Genomic DNA, 17,617 nt, shown 5'->3' with positions numbered 1-17,617 from the left:
GCCATCTGAGCGGTCGGGAACTTTCGGCAACTCCCCGGCCGCTCATTCATCCGAACATAAACTGATCATCGACAAACACCACAACAGGTAAGGATTACCACCATGCATATGGGATTCCGTTGGTACGGCGAAGGCAATGACACCATTTCGCTGGACGACATCCGTCAGATCCCCGGCGTCGAAACGATCGTCTGGTCCCTGCACCACAAGCAGGCCGGCGAACTGTGGGAGCCGGAGGAGATCGAGGCCGAGATGAAGAAGATCACCGGCCTGTCCGACTACGACCGCAAGCACGGCATCACCAAGACGTTCAACGCCGACGTGGTCGAGTCCGTGAACGTGCACGAGTCCATCAAGACCGGCAAGACCATGCTGGGCATGAGCCGCGACGAGGCGCTCGACAACTACCGCAAGACCATCGAGAACCTCGGCAAGGCCGGCGTGAAGGTCGTCACCTACAACTTCATGCCCGTGTTCGACTGGCTGCGCACCGACATGTTCCACCCGAGCCCGGACGGCTCCACCGCCCTGTACTACGACGCCCACAAGGTCGCCCAGCTCACCGACCCGCAGGCCCTGATCGACGAGACCCTCAACGGCGCCGGCAACCTGACCATGCCGGGCTGGGAGCCGGAGCGTCTGGCCCACCTGCCCGAGTTCATCGAGGCCTACAAGGGCATCGACCACGACAAGTACTACGAGAACTACAAGGTGTTCCTCGACGCCGTGATCCCGACCTGCGAGAAGTACGACGTCAAGCTCGCCGTGCACCCCGACGACCCGGCCTTCGACCTGTTCGGCTGGCCGCGCGTGGTCTCCTCCAAGGAAGGCATCCAGCGCGTGCTCGACCTCAACCCGAGCCCGTACAACGGCCTGTGCCTGTGCCTCGGCTCCTTCTCGTCCCGTCGCGGCAACGACCCGGTCGACGCCGTCAAGACGTTCATGGATCGCATCCACTTCTCCCACGTGCGCAACATCAAGTTCCTCGACGAGGCCGGCAGCTTCTCCGAGGTCGGTCACCGCGCCTCCGAGGGTGACGTGGACACCATCGGCATCATGAAGGCCTACGCCGAAGCCGATTACCAGGGCTACATCCGTCCTGACCACGGCCGTCACCTGTGGAACGAGAACACCCCGGAGCACAAGCCGCGTCCGGGCTACGGCCTGTACGATCGCGCACTCGGCATCCAGTACCTGCTGGGTGTGTGGGACGCCGTCAAGTACAACAAGTAGTTTCCGTTCCTTTCCTCGCTCTCATCCTCTCACCGGGTTCCGGGCCGTGCGGCGATCGCTGCGGTTCGGTTCGGAATCCGGTCCGAGTACTCCTTTCAATCGGTTGCAAGGCCTCCGGTGCGTGATCCGCAAAGATTCGTACCGGAGGCCTTTTGCGTTGACGTCCGCGTGCCGGTCGGATGGACGACGATCGACACACTCAAGGCCGTTCGGCCCCGTGGCCAGCAAGCTGGCCACTAGCCTACGGTCGCTCATCGTCCATCCGCCCGTCCCGAGTGATCATTCCTTCTTGGGGACGTCAGGCGAGCTGATAGAGAATTGGCCGAAGGATGTCCATTCTTGCCGTTGAAGGCGGTGACCGGAGCTTGACTGAGGAACAATGGTGCTGGTGCGCATTAGGCTTCCCCCTCTGGGGGAAGCTGGCAGCCGAAGGCTGACTGATGAGGGGATAAGTGCGTTACCTCGCTTCGTGTATACCGCTCACTGTAGGGCGCAATCTTGCCGGGATCCGTGGCACGGAATTCGATGATCTCCCCTTGGTGTTGGTCCATGCCGTCTGTCCGCGGCACGGAACGCGGGAATCGTTGGCATTGCCATTCCCTGCCACGAATTCGTGTCACGGAGCGGTGATTTCGGCAATATCATTGTTCCGTGCCTCGATCGTTGTTGATCGCATGATGAGGATCATTGGAATATCAACGATCCTATGGGCCGATAGTTGCTGATTGCTGTCACGGAATCAGTCAACGACTCGGTACTGCGTTCCGTGCCACGTCATGCCGTGTTGTCCTTTGCGGTACTGTCCTCCGGCACGTCCCCTTCAAACGTGCAATGCCTCGGCTCAAGTCATTGGCACTGCATGCCGTCTCATGCGGATCGATCCAGGACATGATTGGCCGGGCACCTTCCGCTCAGATGAAATTGATCCGTGGCGCATCGCCGCTCCGGCCTATCATGAATGGTCATACGACATCGTCGTCGAATCCATGGAAAGGGATATGACCATGACCGCATCAATCTGGACCGAACCGCCGCGACTTGTTACCCCCGAAGGTGTGCCATACGAAACTTGGACCGAAATCGACGGGGATCTCGGTGACCTGCCCGTTCCGCTGGCTACGGCGATCGCCCGGTTCCGTCTCGCCTTCGCCCGTGGGGACGAATCCCGCGTGCCGTACTGGCAGGTGCCCGACGGGGTGGATGTGATCGCGGATCTGCCGTACGCCGACGATGCCGATGGCGATGGCGATGCCGATCCGGTCCGCGGCCATCGGCTCGACCTGTATCTGCCGCATGAGGCCGTGGTGCGTGGCGGTCATACCCTGCCGGTCTACGTGGATATCCATGGTGGCGGATTCGTCTACGGCTACAAGGAGCTCAACCGCAATTTCTGCGTGAATCTGGCGGCCCGCGGGTTCGCCGTGTTCTCGCTCAACTACCGTCCGGCCCCGCAGACCGATCTGATCGGGCAGCTGCGCGACGTGAACCGGGCACTGGCGTGGATTCGCGATCATCGGGGCGAATATCCGATCGCACAGGACGGCGTCTGGCTCACCGGCGACTCCGCGGGCGCGTGCCTCGCCTTCCTCACCACCGCGATCGAACGGCCATCCGCCGCGTCCGTGGGCGCTTCCGCCGGTTTATCCACCGGCTTGTCTTCAGTGGCGAAATCTCTGGGGATAACTCCCAGCGGCATCGGGGTCAACGGTGCCGCATTGGTCTCCGGCGTGTACGACATCGCCCGATACGTTCCGCCGGAATCGGGGGAGTACGGTGCCGGCGTTCGGGGCGGACTCACCGGCGACCCGCAGTCGATCATGGACGTGCTCGCCGAACCGTTCTACGGATGCCTGCGTGGGGCGGGACGGGGTGTCATCGACACCGGGCGGATCGTGCGGTCGGTCGATCTGCCGCCGATCTTCCTCAACACCAGCAGCGACGATTTCATCGAATCCGAAACCCTGAAGCTGGCGGTGATGCTGGCCGAACAGGGTGTGGACTTCGAGCTGCACGATTGGAAGACCGCGAAGGCCGAGACGCTGGGGCATGTGTTCCCCGTGTGCATGAGCTGGCTGCCCGAAAGTCAGCGGGTACTCGACCTCATCCGCGACTTCACCTACGCGCGGCTGTGAGCGCGGGGACGGGCGCGAGAGCGGCGTGGGCGTGACACGGTGCGGGTGTGACGTGACCGGTGACGCATGCCGCATTGGAACACGAAAAAGGGCCTTCCGACTGGCAACCGGAAGGCCCTTTGGAGGAAGGGAAGGGGAAGACTTGGGGCCGATGAGGACAGGTAAACCATGCGAAACCGGTTGTCTGTCACCTCATCAGTCTCGTTGCACTCGACAGCTTCCCCTCAAGGGGAAGCCGCGCGGAGGGTGCCACATGTGTTGCCCGACCGTAAAGACTTGGCCTGAGCGGCCCGGAGCGTGTCGGGAAATGCATGTGGCACCCTCTTATTACGCTCACTCCACGTTGGCGTGGTTGGCGTTGGCCTGGGCGTCGGAGACGTGGTCGCGGCGGGAGATCATCAGGCACAGGGCGTCGAGCGCGATGTGCACGCTCTGGTCGAACAGGGAGCTCAGCAGCTGGATGGAGCCGCCGGCCTCGCCCTTGACGCGGCCCGGCACGAGAATCACGGCGTCGGCCGCGGCGGCCAGCGGGGACTCCGGCTTCGAGGTGACGGCGATGACCTTCACGCCCAGCTTCTTGGCGGCCTCGGCGTCCTCCACGGTCTTGCGGGTCTTGCCCGAGCCGGAGATCGCGAGCAGCACGTCGCCCTCGTGCATGGACGGGCAGATCGTTTCGCCCATCATGTAGCTGGTGTAGCCGATGTGCATCATGCGCATGGCGAAGCTGCGGGCCTGGAATCCGGAGCGGCCCTCACCGGTGGCGTACACGCGGTCCTCGCGGGCGATGAGGTCGCGGGCGGCCTCCAGATCGTGCTCGTCCATCTTGGCGATCACGCCTTCGATCTCTTCGACGATCTGGTCGAGAATCCTTGCATTGTCGGTCATGATACTTCCTTTGATCCTTAGTCCTGAATTCTTGGGTTGCGGTTGTGTTGAATTATGAGTGGCAAATCTATCGTACGATCACACGCACAGCGCCTGGCACTCGGCCGCGGCGGCCGCGATGTCGTCGGCCTTGGTGATGGCCGAACCCATGATCGCGATCTCCACGCCCTCGGCGGCGAGCCCCGCCAGCTGGTCCTTCTTGATGCCGCCGGCGATGGCGATGCGCTCGATCTGCGGGTAGCGGGCCTTGAACGCCCGGACCTGACCGACCGGATCGGCGATCGCGCCGGAATCCACCGACGTGTGCAGGCAGTAGACGGCGTCGGGGAACACCGAGATCTTCTCGATGCGCTGATCGTCGCATTCCAGCAGGTCGATCATCATCACGCCGTCATGTTCGGCGGCGGACTTGTAGCACACGTCCAGCGTGCCGAGCGAGGAGGATCCCATGACGGTGAGGTACTTGAATCCGCAGTCGAAGCCGAGATCGAACTCGTACTTGCCTTCGTCGCAGGTCTTGATGTCGCCGAGCACGGCGGTTTCGGGACGGACCTCGTGCGCGGCCTCGATGAGCGGGGTCAGCGCGCGGACGCCGAACTCCTTGGTCAGCGAGGTGCCGACCTCGATCACGTCGGCCGAGGCGGCGACTTCGCGGATGATGGTTTCGGCGCGGGGAATGTCCACGCGGTCGATGGCTACCTGAAGCTTCACAGCGACACTTCCTTTCGCGGGGTTTCGTTGATGAACCGCTCGAGCTCGAGACGGGTGGGCAGGCCTTCGGAATCGGAGACGCTGGTCACCTGGATCGCGCCGACGGCGTTGGCCCGCTCCAGCAGGTGCTCGGAGTCGAGGCCCTCCAGCAGGGCGGTGATGGCACCGGAGGCGAAGCCGTCGCCCGCGCCGACCGTGTCGACCACGTCGACCACGAAGCTCGGCACCACGGTCTCCACGCGCTCGCCGTTCTCGTCGCGCTCGAACAGGGCGGATCCGTCGGCGCCCAGCTTGATGATGACCTTCTTCACGCCCATGTCGAGGTAGAAGTCGGCGATGTCGCGGGCGTCCTGGCGGCCGGAGAACAGCTGTCCCTCGGACAGGCCGGGCATGAACACGTCGGACTTGGCGGCCAGCTTGTTCGTGGCGAGGATCATCTCCTCCTCGCTGTGCCACAGGGTGGGGCGGGGGTTCGGGTCGAAGGTGACGAGCGCGCCGTGTGCCTTGGCCTCGTCGATCAGCTTGGACTCGGTCTCGTAGGTGTTCGGGGCGAGTGCGGCGAACACGCCGGTGACGTGCAGGATCTTCAGGCCGTCGAAGTCGATGCCGTCGACGATGTCGGGGGTGGTCTTGCTGGCGGCGGAGCCGGCGCGGAAGTAGATCACCTTCGGGTCGCCGTCGGGCAGGACCACCTTGAGCTGGGAGCCGGTGGCGGCCTTGGCGGTGCGGCGGATGTTGGAGGTGTCGATGTCGATCGTGTTCATGTAGTCGATGATCATGTCGCCCTGCCAGTCCTCGCCGAGCGTGGTGACGTAGCTCACCGAGTGGCCCTGGCGGTTCACGCCGATGGCCACGTTGAATTCGGCGCCGGCCATCTGGGTCGGCAGGGTGCGGGCCTCCACATAGGTCTGGTCGGAATCGGCGATGAGGTTCACCATAGGTTCGCCGATGGTCATGACTTCGGACATTGCACTGCTCCTTCTACGGGAAATGCGGACAGAAACGGTTGGGAAAGATTGGGAATCTTGGAAAACGGATGGGGGATTGGTTCCGGAAAGTCCGGGAACCGATCCGGGGGCGGAAAGATTCGGAAAAGACCGGGGAAGGTGGATCCGGGAAGGATCGGGGAAACGAAAGCGAAAGGAAGGGAAAGGCGGACGGACGATTGGCGGTCGTGCGGTATGGGAGACGAGGATCGGGGGAGGGGAGGGACGTCGGTCGCCGAGACGGTCGCCGGGATCGGAGGGATCGGAACGGGATCACCAGAACGGTCCCGGGAAACGGCTACTGGAACCGACGCCCCTGACGGGGATCGAGGGCCGATCAGGCGTTGACGGCCTGGCGCACCAGCGTGACCTCGTGGTCCACGTCGGCGGCGGCGATCGGGTACTCGAGGAACACCGGCACGTCGTCGCTCAGCTGGGCGAGCAGGGCCTTCCAGTCGATCACGCCCTCCTCGAGCATGACGGTGGAGAGGTCCTCGCGCTTCTCGGCGCCGTTGACGTTCTTCAGGTGGAAGACGGTGATGTAGTCCTTCAGGGCGGCGAAGGTCTTGGTCGGATCCTCGTCGCGCCAGAACCAGTTGCCGAGGTCGAAGGTGTAGCCGATGGCGCTGCCGGCGTCCTTGACGTTCTTCAGGGAGGCCTCGGTGCAGGCGAAGGTGCCGTTCTCCGGGGTCTGGTCGTTCTCGATGGTCAGGGTCACGCCGTATTCGGCGGCGAGGGCGTCGATGCCGTGCAGCACGTCGGCGTCCACGTCCTTGACGTCGCCCTGGTTGAGCTTGACGTTCTTCACGTTCATGCGCTTGGCCTCGGCGAAGTAGGTGGCCAGCTCCGGGTTGGCCTTGCCGTCCTTGGTGATGACCTCGGGCACGGAGTAGAACAGGTCGAGTCCGCCGGCCTTGGCGGCAGCGGCGATGCGGTCGAACTCGGTGTCGGGGTTCTCGCCGGCGAGGATGAACTCGCGGCGGACCTCGGCGAGCTTGATGCCGAGATCGGCGATGCGCGGCAGGACGGAGGACTGCGGGGTGCCGGCCTGCAGATCGGACATGTAGACGAGGGTGTTGATGCCGACGGTGGTCATGGATGATCTCCTTTGATGATGACTCGCGGCCGGTCGGTCGCGATCGGTGGTTACGGAATCGATTGTAGGAAGTAGGGGGTGATCAGGGTATGAAAAAACCGGCTCGATATACTGCGTGGACGAGATATGGAGCCGGTTTTTCCGGTTGGCGTATTCGTTCTGGCCTTCAGGCCCGGATCGGGACTAGAAGAGCAGCAGGGCGGCCAGACCCATGATCGGGAAGGTGCACAGCCAGTAGACCGGCACGCCCATCTTGAGGAAGGTCTTGGGCTCGAGCTCCATGTAGCCGGTTGCCCAGGTGTTCCAGGACTGCGTGATGCAGGCGGAGATGCAGGTCATCGACGGGACCACGAGCAGGGCGAACAGGAACCAGGAGTTGAACATGCCGGTGGCCATGAAGATGGAGATCACGGCGGAACCCGCGCCGTACAGCTCGAGCGGGCCACGGAACAGGGCCAGCGGGGCGAGGACGCAGAAGGCGACGGCCAGCACGGCCATGTTGTTCGGGATGATCGGGGTGAGCACGCCGGAGAAGACCTTCATGACGGTGACGGCGGAGTGCTGGAAGAACTGCAGGATGAGCAACATGACGATCAGCGGGCCGATGTCGCCGATGGCGGTGGTGGCGGTGCCGTTGAGGATCTTCACGAAGCCCTTGAAGCTCTTCATGTGACCGGTGAACAGGAAGGTGAGGATGGTGGCGAGCAGCAGGGCCGGGACGGCGTTCCACTTGAGGATCAGGCTCAGGGCCACCGGGACGATAGGCATGATGTAGGTCCACACCGGAACCTCGGGGTACTCAACGGCCTTGCCGCGCTCCTCGGGGTTGCCCACTTCGTACGGGGTGCCGTTCTTGATGGCCTTGGAGTGGATCAGGATGAAGATGATCACGCCGAGCATCTGGACGATCATGGCCGGGATGCCGAAGCTCAGGTAGTGGGTGCCCCACTCGACCTTCTGGCCGTCCGGGGAGTCGTAGCTCTGGTAGAAGGCGGCGAACTGGACGAACAGCACGCTGTTGATCCACATGGCGGCGCCGATGGACAGGGTGAAGACCGGGACGGCGACGCGCTTCGGGACGCCGATACGACCCATGATCGGGAAGAGGATCACACCGATGGCGATGGCGGAGCCGACGCCGTAGGCGCTGGTGAAGATCAGGCAGGTGACGAGGGCGACCGCGATGGTGCACAGGACCGGGCTCTTCTCACCGATCTTGGCGGTGCGGTAGGAGATGGACGAGGCGATGCCGGTGTCGACCAGCACGCGACCGAACCAGGCGCCCAGAATGATCTGGATGATGGTCGGACCGTAGTTCAGGGCCGGCTGGGCGAAGGTTTCGGTGATGATGTCATACGGCTTGCTGACGCCGAAGGGGATGCCCAGACAGTAGATCAGGGTCCAGATGATGGTCTGCACGAAGAAGCCGACGGTCAGGTTGCCGCCCTTCATCGCGTAGACCACGAAGCCGACGAAAGAAAGCACGAGCAAAATGCCCATGATTGCCAGTATCATTCTCTCCTCCTTGAGATGACGTTTATTCTTCCATGTCGTTGTGGTAGTTACCGATTTTTTTGGGTTGTCGACTGTCGCCGACGTTGCCGGTGTTTGCACTGCTGTGTGAACCGGTAAACAACACTATAAACGAGTGTTGTTTACCGGTCAACAAAACCGGTTTGCGGCGTGTCGCGTTACATTCCAATAACAATGCCCCGATGACCGTGAAAATCATCGGGGCAAAAAATCGGGGGAGATCGGTCGGATCGGGATCGGATCGACCGGGGTCAGCGGATCTCGGTGGACGGATAGACGTGCAGTTCGGTCGGCAGCTTGATCAGTTCGAACGGCTTGTCGCTCTTCGACTGGATCCGATCGATCAGCCGGGCCGCGCAGGTGCGGCCGATCAGCACCGGATTCTGGTCGAGGCAGGTGATGCCCGATCGGGTGAACCGGGTGTTCTCGCTGCCGAAGGTGCATAGGCCCGCCCGCTCAAGCAGCCTGCACTCCTCGCGGTCGCAGGCCCGCAGGATGTCCTGCAGGGTCTCCTCGTTGTTGGCGAACAGGCAGATCCGGTCGTCGACGTGGTCATGGGACAGTCGGGACAGCAGATCGGGCAGATCGTCCTTGGCGGGGTCGTAGATCAGCACCTCGCCGTCGATGGCATGCGTGGCGAGATAGTCCTCCATCGCGTTGATGCGGTGCAGTCGGCTGGTGATGCCCGACGGGGGTCGGACGACGAAGGTCACATATTCGAACCCCTGGGCGACGAGATGGTCCATCATGAGGTTGACGCCCCCGGCGTTGTCGGTCGCCACCCCGTCGCACACCAGCGGCAGCAGCGTGCGGTCGAGCGTCGCCATCGGCGGATTGCCGGGCGTGGTGGCGAAGGCGGTGAGGAAGTCGTCGTTGTCTCCCGCGGTGTTGACGATCAGCCCGTCCACCTGACTGTCGAGCAGGGACTCCATGGCCGCGCGCTCGACCTTGGCGCTGTTATCCGCATCGCTGATGAGCAGCTGGATGTCGTGCTTGCGGCACTCGGTCTGGATGCCCTTGAGCAGCTGCGAGCTGAACGGATTGCTGATGTCGGCGATCACCACGCCGATGATGTTGCTGCGCGTGGCCTTGAGGATCTGCGCCACGCGGTTGGGCCGGTAGTCCAGTTCCTCGATGACCTTGCGAATGCGTTCGCGGGTCTGGGCGGACATGTAGTCGTACTCGCCGTGCAGATACCGTGAGATCGTCGTCTTCGATACGCCGACGGCCTTCGCCACGTCGGCGATGCTGGCCTTGCGCTTCGCCCGGGGCTGTCGCATTGGTCCTCCTTTACACCGCTGCGGAGTATCTGTCAATACCCCCAATCGTATATGGGGATGTGCAATATATCACACAATGATTCCATCGATTGCCTCGCCGATTCGTCGGGGATGTGCCCGGACCGTTGCGGCGATTGCCGCGAGCGACCGTCTGCGGTCGGTGTTGGTCGGCGGTGGCCCGAAGGGGTGAAGCTGCCCGATATTGCCGGAACCCGTCTTCTTTGGAAAATGTTGCCAACATTTCCGGCCGGCAGGGGCGTTTCCCTAGTATTATGTGTACCGGTTGAGTTCAAGGTCCGAGCTCAAATCATAACAATGTATGTTGATCGAACAGAGGGATTTCCCATGGCATTGAGTGAAGCAACTGTGGCGATTAAGCCGGGAAAGGTACTGCTGGTCGGTGAGGCGATGGCGCTGTTCACCGCGGAGCAGGAAGGTGATCTGGGTGCGGTGGAGCACTTCGGCGCCTCCGTGGCCGGTGCCGAGCTGAACGTGTGCGTCGGTCTGGCCCGCATGGGTCAGAAGCCGGTGTACATGACCAAGCTGGCCCATGATCCGTGCGGCGACCGCATCCGCAACTTCATGGAGAAGAACGGCATCGACACCTCGCTGGTCTCCTACGACGACAGCCGCCTGACCGGTCTGATGTTCAAGTCCAAGGTGAGCAAGGGCGATCCGAAGACCGCCTACTTCCGCAAGGGTTCCGCCGCCTCCACGCTGTCCCCGGCCGATGTGGACGCCGTCGACTTCTCCGACATCTCCGCCGTGCACCTGACCGGCATCCTGCCCCCGCTGAGCGAGACCACGCTGGCCGCGGCCAAGCGCCTGATCGTCCGCGCCCGCGAGAACGGCGCGTTCGTCTCCTTCGACCCGAACCTGCGTCCGGCGATTTGGCCGAGCCTCGACCTCATGCGCAAGACCCTGATCGAGCTGGCCTCCCAGGCCGACCTCGTGCTGCCCGGCGGCGGCGAGGGCCATGAGCTGTTCGGCGCCGAGACCATCGAGGACACCGCCAAGGCGTTCATCGACAACGGTGCCAAGCTGGTCGTCGTCAAGGACGGCCCGAAGGGCGCCTACGCCTACGACGGCAAGGAATCCGCCTACGTGCCCGGCTTCGTGGTCGATCATGTGGTCGATACCGTCGGCGCCGGCGACGGCTTCGCGGCCGGTACGATCTCCGCCCTGATGGACGGCAAGACCGTGGCCGAGGCGCTGGAGCGCGGCTGCGCGCTGGGCGCCATCCAGACGCAGTTCGTCTCCGACAACGAGGGTCTGCCGACCCCCGAGGAGCTGGCCGCGTTCACCGCCTCCCACAAGCGCGCCGAGTAAGAGTCTCATTCGTCACCTCATCCGACCGGCATACGCCGGCCACCTTCCCCTCGAGGGGAAGGCAGCGATGCGGCTTGGCTTCCCCCTTTGGGGGAAGCTGGCAGCCGAAGGCTGACTGATGAGGGGCCAATAGCCCTTGCCGGTCGGATGAGGTGACCGAGGCGGCTGACGACATCGTCCCGCCGTCCCATAATTGAATTGTTGGTAACCCATCTCTGCAACCACTCAAAGGAGTAACCATGGCAGAAAAGACCAATGAAGAGCAGCTCGCCTACCTCGAGCAGCTCGGCGTCGTCCCGCTGGTCACGCTGCACAGCGTCGAAGAGGCCGTGCCGCTGGCGAAGGCACTGGAAGAGGGTGGCGTCCCGGTGGCCGAGGTCACCTTCCGCTCCCCGTACGCCATCGAAGGCATGAAGCGCATCCGCGACGAGGTCCCCGGCGTCACCCTGGTGGCCGGCACCGTGCACACCGTCGAGCAGGCCAAGGCCTCCATCGAGGCTGGCTGCAAGGGTCTGGTCACCCCGGCCTTCACCCGCTCCGTGGTGGACTACGCCCTCGAGAACGACGTGCTGATCCTGCCCGGTACCGCCGTCCCGTCCGACGTGGACGACGCCTACCAGCTCGGTCTGCGCTACGTCAAGTTCTTCCCGGCCGAGGCCTACGGCGGCGTGAAGACCCTCAAGGCCCTCAACGGCCCGTTCGCCGAGATGAAGTTCCTGCCCACCGGCGGCGTGAGCCTGAAGAACGCCGAGGAGTACATCTCCCTGAAGAACGTGTTCGCCGTCGGCGGCTCCTTCCCGGTGCCGTCCGCCGCGCAGAAGGCCCACGACTGGGCCGCGATCGCCCAGGCCTGCAAGGACGCCCGCGCCCTGGTCGAGCCGATCATCGCCTCCAAGAACAAGTGATCACGCCGCAACCGATCGGTTCTCACTGATCGGCTGTCACTGATCGATCGGTCTTGATCGGCTGTCACTGGTCGATCAGTTATCGATCGTCGATCATCGATAACTGATCATCGATCGGTTGCGATCACCGATCGTTTCCGGCTTCGTATCCGGAACGATCACCGGCCTGATGCCGTCTGACGTGCCATATCCGTCCATGTTCGGATATGGCACGTTTTTTGTTTGCCTATGTCGGATTTCCCCCGTTTTTCACCGGATTCCGTGCGATGGTGTTCGATTGGGGTCCATCCGGTGGTTGGCATTTCGTTACCGTTCTAATGCAAAAGTAGGCAACAGCGCACGATCAAACCCCTCCTCGGCACAGAATCTAACTGAAAGATTTTTGTATCGGGAAAGGTCGATGTAGACCCTTCGCAGGGTTGCGCACTGGCACGCGAGAACCCAAAACGATACGGAAGAAGGAAAGGAAAAACATGGCTTCCCAAGTGAATCTCAATAAGTGGCCTTACAAGGCCCACGAGATCAACATCGGCCGAGGCATTCAGTACGGCATGCTCGACCTCATGGGTGGCGGCTGGAACAACATCGTCTCCGGCGTCATCTTCGCCTACCTGACCCTGGCCCAGGGCTTCAACCCCGCCATCGCCGGTGGTATCGCCGCCGCCGGTCGAATTGTGGACTGCATCTGGAACCTGTTCCTCGGTCTGATCACCGATAACTTCTACCACACCAAGCTCGGCCAGAAGTTCGGCCGTCGCCACTTCTTCATGCTGCTCGGTCTGGTGCTGTTCGCCTGCGTGTTCCCGCTGTTCTGGATCAACTCCACCTCCGCCGCCTACTACCTCGCGGTCTACATCGCCATGGAGGTCATCATCGCCATGATGATCGTGCCGTGGGAATGCCTGCCGACCGAAATGACGCGTGACTACACGCTGCGTACCACCCTCTCCGGCTCCCGCATGGTGATCTCCGCCACCGGTACCGCCCTCGTGTTCCTGATCCTGGCCGCCCTGAAGCAGGCCAACAACCCGAACGCCTACCTGATCGCCGGCCTCGCTTGGACCGTCCTGTTCGTGGTCGCCATCGCCATCTCCACCTTCGGCACTTGGGAGCGTGCGCTGACCCCCGAGTTCCTCAAGGAGCTCGAGTCCCGTCCGAAGCAGTCCGTCGGCGGCTTCCTCAAGGAGTCCGTCACCGGCTACGTCGACACCTTCAAGAACCAGGCCTTCCGCACCCACCTGGCCGTCTACTTGCTGTCCTTCACCGGTAAGGACTTCTACTCCACCCTGCTGCCGACCTTCATCGTCTGCTGCATCTCCGGCGCCGGCGAATCCTGGCCGTGGACCTTCCAGGCCATGTCCATCCTCGGTATCCCGATGACGATCCTGTGCGCCAAGCTCATGATCTCCCACGGTCCGCGCTTCCTGTTCCGCCTGAGCTACGTCGCCATCCTCGTGGCCATGGTCGCCTACGTCGGTGTGTGGGCCCTCGGCATCCACAACCCGTTCTGGATCTTCCTGATCGTCTCCATCGTCTACCAGTGCGGCCGCGCCACCCTGGAGTTCACCCCGTGGAACCTGTTCCCGTTCATGCCTGACGTGGACTACATCATGACCCGCGGCGACCGCGCCGGTCTGTACGCCTCCGTGATGACCTTCTTCCGCAAGTCCACCGGCGCCATCGCCACGTGGGTTGCCGGTATCCTGCTGGAGTTCACCGGCTACAAGGCCGACACCATGAAGAACTTCCAGACCACCCCGCACAACGTGCAGGTCGGCATCGTGGCCGTGTTCTTCCTCGGCACCGCCATCCTGATCGCCTGGGCCCTGTGGATGTCCCGCCGCATCTACCTCGACCGTGAGACCCACGGCATCCTGAAGGCCGAGATCGAGCGTCTCGAGGCCGGCGGCTCCAAGGCCGACGTCACCCCCGAAGCCCGCAAGATCGCCGAAGAGCTCACCGGTCACCCGTACGAGAAGCTGTGGCCGGACCTCGACAAGAACGGCCTGCCGATCGAAAAGATCTGATATCCGAATCCCTGAGCCGCGCGAAGGCGCTCCCCGCCGACCGCGGCTCTTTTCATACCCTCTCACAGAACACACGCTCACAGAACACACGAAAGAAGCACAATCATGTCCCAGATCATCCTGTACAACGAGAAGATCGACAAGATGGCCTTCATCCAGGCCGACATCGCCGACGGCAAGGTCTCCTTCACCGGTCTCGAGCAGGCCGCCGACCTTGACTTCGCCACCCCGGTCGATCAGATCGAGCCGACGCTGGCCGCCCTGACCACCGCCGACACCTTCACCCTCAACGAGGGCCTTGACGGCAAGTTCAAGTCCATGACCTACGGCGAGTGGGAGGCTCTGCGCTGCGCCCAGGCGTCCGCCGGCATCAAGGCCAAGGTCGACGAGCTGGCCGTCTCCGACGAGACCAAGGCCGAGATCAAGGGCTTCTTCGACTCCTTCACCGAATCGATGACCATCAAGTACATCCAGGGCAAGCGCTCCTGGGGCCAGATCTACGGCGAGCTGTTCGAGGACTTCTCCAAGCTGGCCAAGTGATTGCGGCCTGATCGTCTGACGTTGATCGTCTGATCGATCATCCATGACGGACCCCGTCGGGTAGTTCCCGGCGGGGTTCTTTCGTATTCGGGCCGCGGCCGTGGACGTCGTCGGCTCCGCTACCGTTGGTTGCGGACCGGCTACCGTTGGTTGCACGCCCGCTACCGTTGGTTGCGGGGCGGCTGGTGGACAGGGCCGGCTGGCGGACTGGTCTGGCTGGTGGATAGGGCCGGCTGGCGGACTGGTCTGGATGGTGGACAGGACCGGCTAGCGGACAGGGCCGAGACTGTCGCGCGGCACGAACCGGCTTGGCAATACCACCGGGGCAGTCGACCCATCGGCGTTGTGCAGCACCTGATCGATCACCTTCCGCGCCGCCATGCGGGCCATCTCCTGCCGCGGCACCGCGATCGAGGCGAGGGTGGGTGAGCACACCTCGCACATCGGAATGTCGTCGATGCCGACGACCGACACCGCACCGGGCACGTCGAGACCATGATCGTGGGCGAACCGCATGAAGGCGTAGGCCACCTCGTCGTTGTAGGCGATCACCGCAGTGGTGGGATGCCGCAGAAACTCCGCGAACGCCCGCGCGGAATGCCGTCCGACCGGGTAGGCGCACTGCGTGTGCCGCAGACGCATGCCGGTGGCATGGCAGGCCGACTGCAGGGCCCTGACCCGCAGACTGTTGCCCCAGGCGCGGTCCGGTCCGGGCAGATACGTGACCTCCCGGTGGCCGAGCCGGGCGATCGCGGCGATGGTCTCGTTGATCGCCGGAGTGTCGTCGGCGTACAGCGACTGCACCCCGCCGACCATGCGGATCATCACGGCCAGCGGACGCGACTGCGCGGCCTTGCGTACCTCCCAGTCCGAAAGCCTCGGCGAGCAGAGGATCATCCCGTCCACATGGGGGATGCTGCGTTTGATGATCGCCCGTTCCAGGGTGATGCTGCCCTCGGTTTCCGAGATCATCAAGCCGAATCCGCGCCGACCGCATTCGCGCTGCACGCCGTGCGCGATCTGCGAATACACCGGATTGTTCAGATCGTTGACGGTCAGGGCGATCAGTCCGGCCAGATTGCTTTCGCTGCGCGGGCGGATGATTTGCGTATGGTAGCCGAGCCGTTCGGCCACGGCCCGCACATGGTTGAGCGTATTGACGTTCACGCGGTCGGGCCGGCGGAAGGTGCGCGACACCGTGGCGATCGAGACGCCGGCCGCCTTGGCCACGTCGCTGATCGTGACCTGATCAGACTGGTCTGGCCGACCGGGCTGGTCCGGCTGACTGATCTGGCCTGTTTTGCTGGGCTGATCCGACTGGCCGATCCGGTCCGGCTGACTGATCTGGTCCGGCCGATCGGTTTGCTCTGCCTGATCGGCTGAATCCGGGTTCCCGGTCCGGTCGGTGGGGGCGGTCCGGTCGTCATGCCGGTCGTCGTACTGCTCCTGCTCACTGCTCACATCGGTATGATATCGGCCCGGCCCCGGTAACACGATCGACCCGACGCGCGGCGTTTTGGAAACCTGTGGAAACCGTATTCTGTCTTCGCGCAACCGACCATATGATGATGGTGTCATCGGCGATCGGATGTTGCGGTTCGGACAGGGAAGCCCGGATGTCGAACGTCGGATCGTTGGAAACCGTGCGCGGACCCTCCCCAGTTGCCAGTATGGGGACCGTCACCGAATCCGGCGCCAGTGCCAGGCGCGACGTTCGGTGATCGGCGGTGCCGCAACGGTCGGATGACGGTGTCGGCGAAGGTTCCTTTCCTTGCTTTGCCGGCAGATTCGCACGGCGACGATTCGTGGGCATCGGAAGTCAGCTCACGAACCGCCGTCCGTCGTTTGTGTCTTTTGAGGCTTCCCCCTGCTCACTTCGCCTTGATCACCAGATTGAGCACCGACCCGGCGGCGACCAGCAGCGTGCCGATCCAGAACGGCATCGATAGGTTCAGCCCCAGCAGCAGCGCGCTTGCGCCGACCGACAGCACCGGTGTGGCGTATGAGGCGATCGCCATCTTCTCCATGCTGCCGTGCAGGATGCCGAACCCCCAGCAGGCGTAGCCGCCGGCGATCACGGCGGCCGTGATCAGCACGGTGACCCAGGCATGCGTCGGGGGAGTGGCGGTGGGCAGACCCTCGCCGGAGAGGAAGTGCACGATCCACAGGGCCACGCACACGCAGGGGAAGAACACGCTCGTGCCGTCGTATCCCTTCGACAGCGACGGCGTGGCCACCGCGTACACCGACCATGCCAGCGCCCCGAGGAACGACAGGGCGAACGGCAGGGGATTCTCGACGACGTGCTGCAGGGCCACATGCCAGTCGAGGCCGCTGTTGCCGCCGACGGCGAGGAAGACGCCGGCCGTGGCGACCAGTGCGCCGGGCAGGGCGAACCACACCGCATGGCGTTTGTGTGAGATCGCGGCGGCGAGCAGCACCATGAGCGTGGGCCACAGGTAGTTGACCAGACTGATCTCCACCGATTGCGCGGCCGAGGAGGCCAGGCCGATCGACAGGGCGATCGACGATTCGTAGAACACGAACAGGACGCCGCCGATGATCAGATACCGTTTCGGCGCGGTGCGGATCGGCGCCGGTCGGCGGAAGATCAGCAGCAGGACGGCGCCGCAGGTGTAGATCATCGCCGAGCCGAGCGTGGCGCCGAACGATTCGGAGACGATGCGCACCAGCCCCATCATCATGCTCCACAGGACGATCGCCATGAATCCCACCATCGTGGCGCGGGCGGTGGAGACGTTCTTCGTGTTCCCCTTCATGTCCGCCATGATACCGGCACCAGGTTATGGGGAGATGTGCGGATGCATTGGTTCGTTGTCGTCGAGAGCGGCGGAACGATCATCCTGGCTTCCCCTCGCAGGGGAAGCTGGCAGCCGAAGGCTGACTGATGAGGTGATGGGAGCGAGGCTGAACCCGTATGGAAATGCCGGAGGCATTTG

14 protein-coding genes are annotated in these 17,617 nt (G+C 63.3%); 6 read left to right on the top strand and 8 right to left on the bottom strand.

Features of this window, described 5'->3' with window-relative positions; genetic code table 11:
* Window positions 1-108 precede the first annotated feature (108 nt).
* Both uxuA and CSQ87_RS04455 read left to right on the top strand, forming a co-directional pair.
* Entirely contained in the window at window positions 109-1,233 is a 1,125-nt protein-coding gene (uxuA, locus tag CSQ87_RS04460) for a mannonate dehydratase (protein WP_243388830.1), read from the top strand.
* 1,004 nt (window positions 1,234-2,237) lie between these two features.
* A complete protein-coding gene (locus tag CSQ87_RS04455) occupies window positions 2,238-3,365 on the top strand; it encodes an alpha/beta hydrolase (RefSeq protein ID WP_100512718.1) in 1,128 nt (375 codons plus the stop codon).
* A 333-nt stretch (window positions 3,366-3,698) separates the two neighbouring features.
* Here CSQ87_RS04455 and hxlB read toward each other — a convergent pair whose 3' ends face one another.
* The 6 genes from hxlB to CSQ87_RS04425 form a co-directional block, all read right to left on the bottom strand.
* On the bottom strand, window positions 3,699-4,250 hold the full coding sequence (hxlB, locus tag CSQ87_RS04450; RefSeq protein WP_100512674.1) for a 6-phospho-3-hexuloisomerase: 552 nt from the start codon (window positions 4,248-4,250) through the stop codon (window positions 3,699-3,701).
* Window positions 4,251-4,328: 78 nt separating this feature from the next.
* Entirely contained in the window at window positions 4,329-4,961 is a 633-nt protein-coding gene (locus CSQ87_RS04445) for an orotidine 5'-phosphate decarboxylase / HUMPS family protein (protein ID WP_100512673.1), read from the bottom strand.
* Window positions 4,958-5,929: a sugar kinase gene (locus CSQ87_RS04440; protein WP_100512672.1), complete on the bottom strand. Its 972-nt coding sequence runs from the start codon at window positions 5,927-5,929 to the stop codon at window positions 4,958-4,960. Before CSQ87_RS04440 ends, CSQ87_RS04445 begins: the two co-directional genes overlap by 4 nt.
* Window positions 5,930-6,284: 355 nt before the next feature.
* A complete protein-coding gene (locus tag CSQ87_RS04435) occupies window positions 6,285-7,043 on the bottom strand; it encodes a sugar phosphate isomerase/epimerase family protein (protein ID WP_100512671.1) in 759 nt (252 codons plus the stop codon).
* A gap of 183 nt (window positions 7,044-7,226) precedes the next feature.
* A complete protein-coding gene (locus CSQ87_RS04430) occupies window positions 7,227-8,558 on the bottom strand; it encodes a gluconate:proton symporter (RefSeq protein WP_100512670.1) in 1,332 nt (443 codons plus the stop codon).
* 269 nt (window positions 8,559-8,827) lie between these two features.
* Window positions 8,828-9,856, bottom strand: a complete 1,029-nt coding sequence (locus CSQ87_RS04425) for a LacI family DNA-binding transcriptional regulator (protein ID WP_100512669.1) — start codon at window positions 9,854-9,856, stop codon at window positions 8,828-8,830.
* 345 nt (window positions 9,857-10,201) lie between these two features.
* Here CSQ87_RS04425 and CSQ87_RS04420 point away from each other — a divergent pair, with 345 nt between their 5' ends.
* The 4 genes from CSQ87_RS04420 to CSQ87_RS04405 all read left to right on the top strand — a co-directional run bounded on the left by CSQ87_RS04420 (window position 10,202) and on the right by CSQ87_RS04405 (window position 14,657).
* The gene (locus CSQ87_RS04420) at window positions 10,202-11,185 is read left to right on the top strand and encodes a sugar kinase (protein WP_100512668.1); all 984 of its coding nucleotides are present in this window, start codon (window positions 10,202-10,204) and stop codon (window positions 11,183-11,185) included.
* 239 nt (window positions 11,186-11,424) lie between these two features.
* Entirely contained in the window at window positions 11,425-12,090 is a 666-nt protein-coding gene (gene eda / locus CSQ87_RS04415) for a bifunctional 4-hydroxy-2-oxoglutarate aldolase/2-dehydro-3-deoxy-phosphogluconate aldolase (protein ID WP_100512667.1), read from the top strand.
* 473 nt (window positions 12,091-12,563) lie between these two features.
* Window positions 12,564-14,117 (top strand): MFS transporter, encoded by a 1,554-nt coding sequence (locus CSQ87_RS04410; RefSeq protein WP_243388829.1) that lies wholly within the window; start codon window positions 12,564-12,566, stop codon window positions 14,115-14,117.
* A gap of 105 nt (window positions 14,118-14,222) precedes the next feature.
* Window positions 14,223-14,657 carry a hypothetical protein gene (locus CSQ87_RS04405; RefSeq protein WP_100512666.1) on the top strand — a complete coding sequence of 145 codons (435 nt, stop codon included), beginning with the start codon at window positions 14,223-14,225 and terminating at the stop codon, window positions 14,655-14,657.
* Window positions 14,658-14,924: 267 nt separating this feature from the next.
* On the opposite strand, the gene CSQ87_RS04400 is transcribed toward CSQ87_RS04405, so the two are convergent.
* Together CSQ87_RS04400 and yddG are read right to left on the bottom strand one after the other, a co-directional pair.
* On the bottom strand, window positions 14,925-16,118 hold the full coding sequence (locus tag CSQ87_RS04400) for a LacI family DNA-binding transcriptional regulator (RefSeq protein WP_100512665.1): 1,194 nt from the start codon (window positions 16,116-16,118) through the stop codon (window positions 14,925-14,927).
* Between the two features lie 410 nt (window positions 16,119-16,528).
* On the bottom strand, window positions 16,529-17,446 hold the full coding sequence (gene yddG / locus CSQ87_RS04395; protein ID WP_100512664.1) for an aromatic amino acid DMT transporter YddG: 918 nt from the start codon (window positions 17,444-17,446) through the stop codon (window positions 16,529-16,531).
* Window positions 17,447-17,617: the final 171 nt, after the last annotated feature.

This window comes from Bifidobacterium simiarum (genome assembly GCF_002802905.1).
Classification (GTDB): domain Bacteria; phylum Actinomycetota; class Actinomycetes; order Actinomycetales; family Bifidobacteriaceae; genus Galliscardovia; species Galliscardovia simiarum.
Note: the sequence above shows the minus strand (reverse complement) of the source record. Positions and strands in the feature narration are given on the sequence as shown.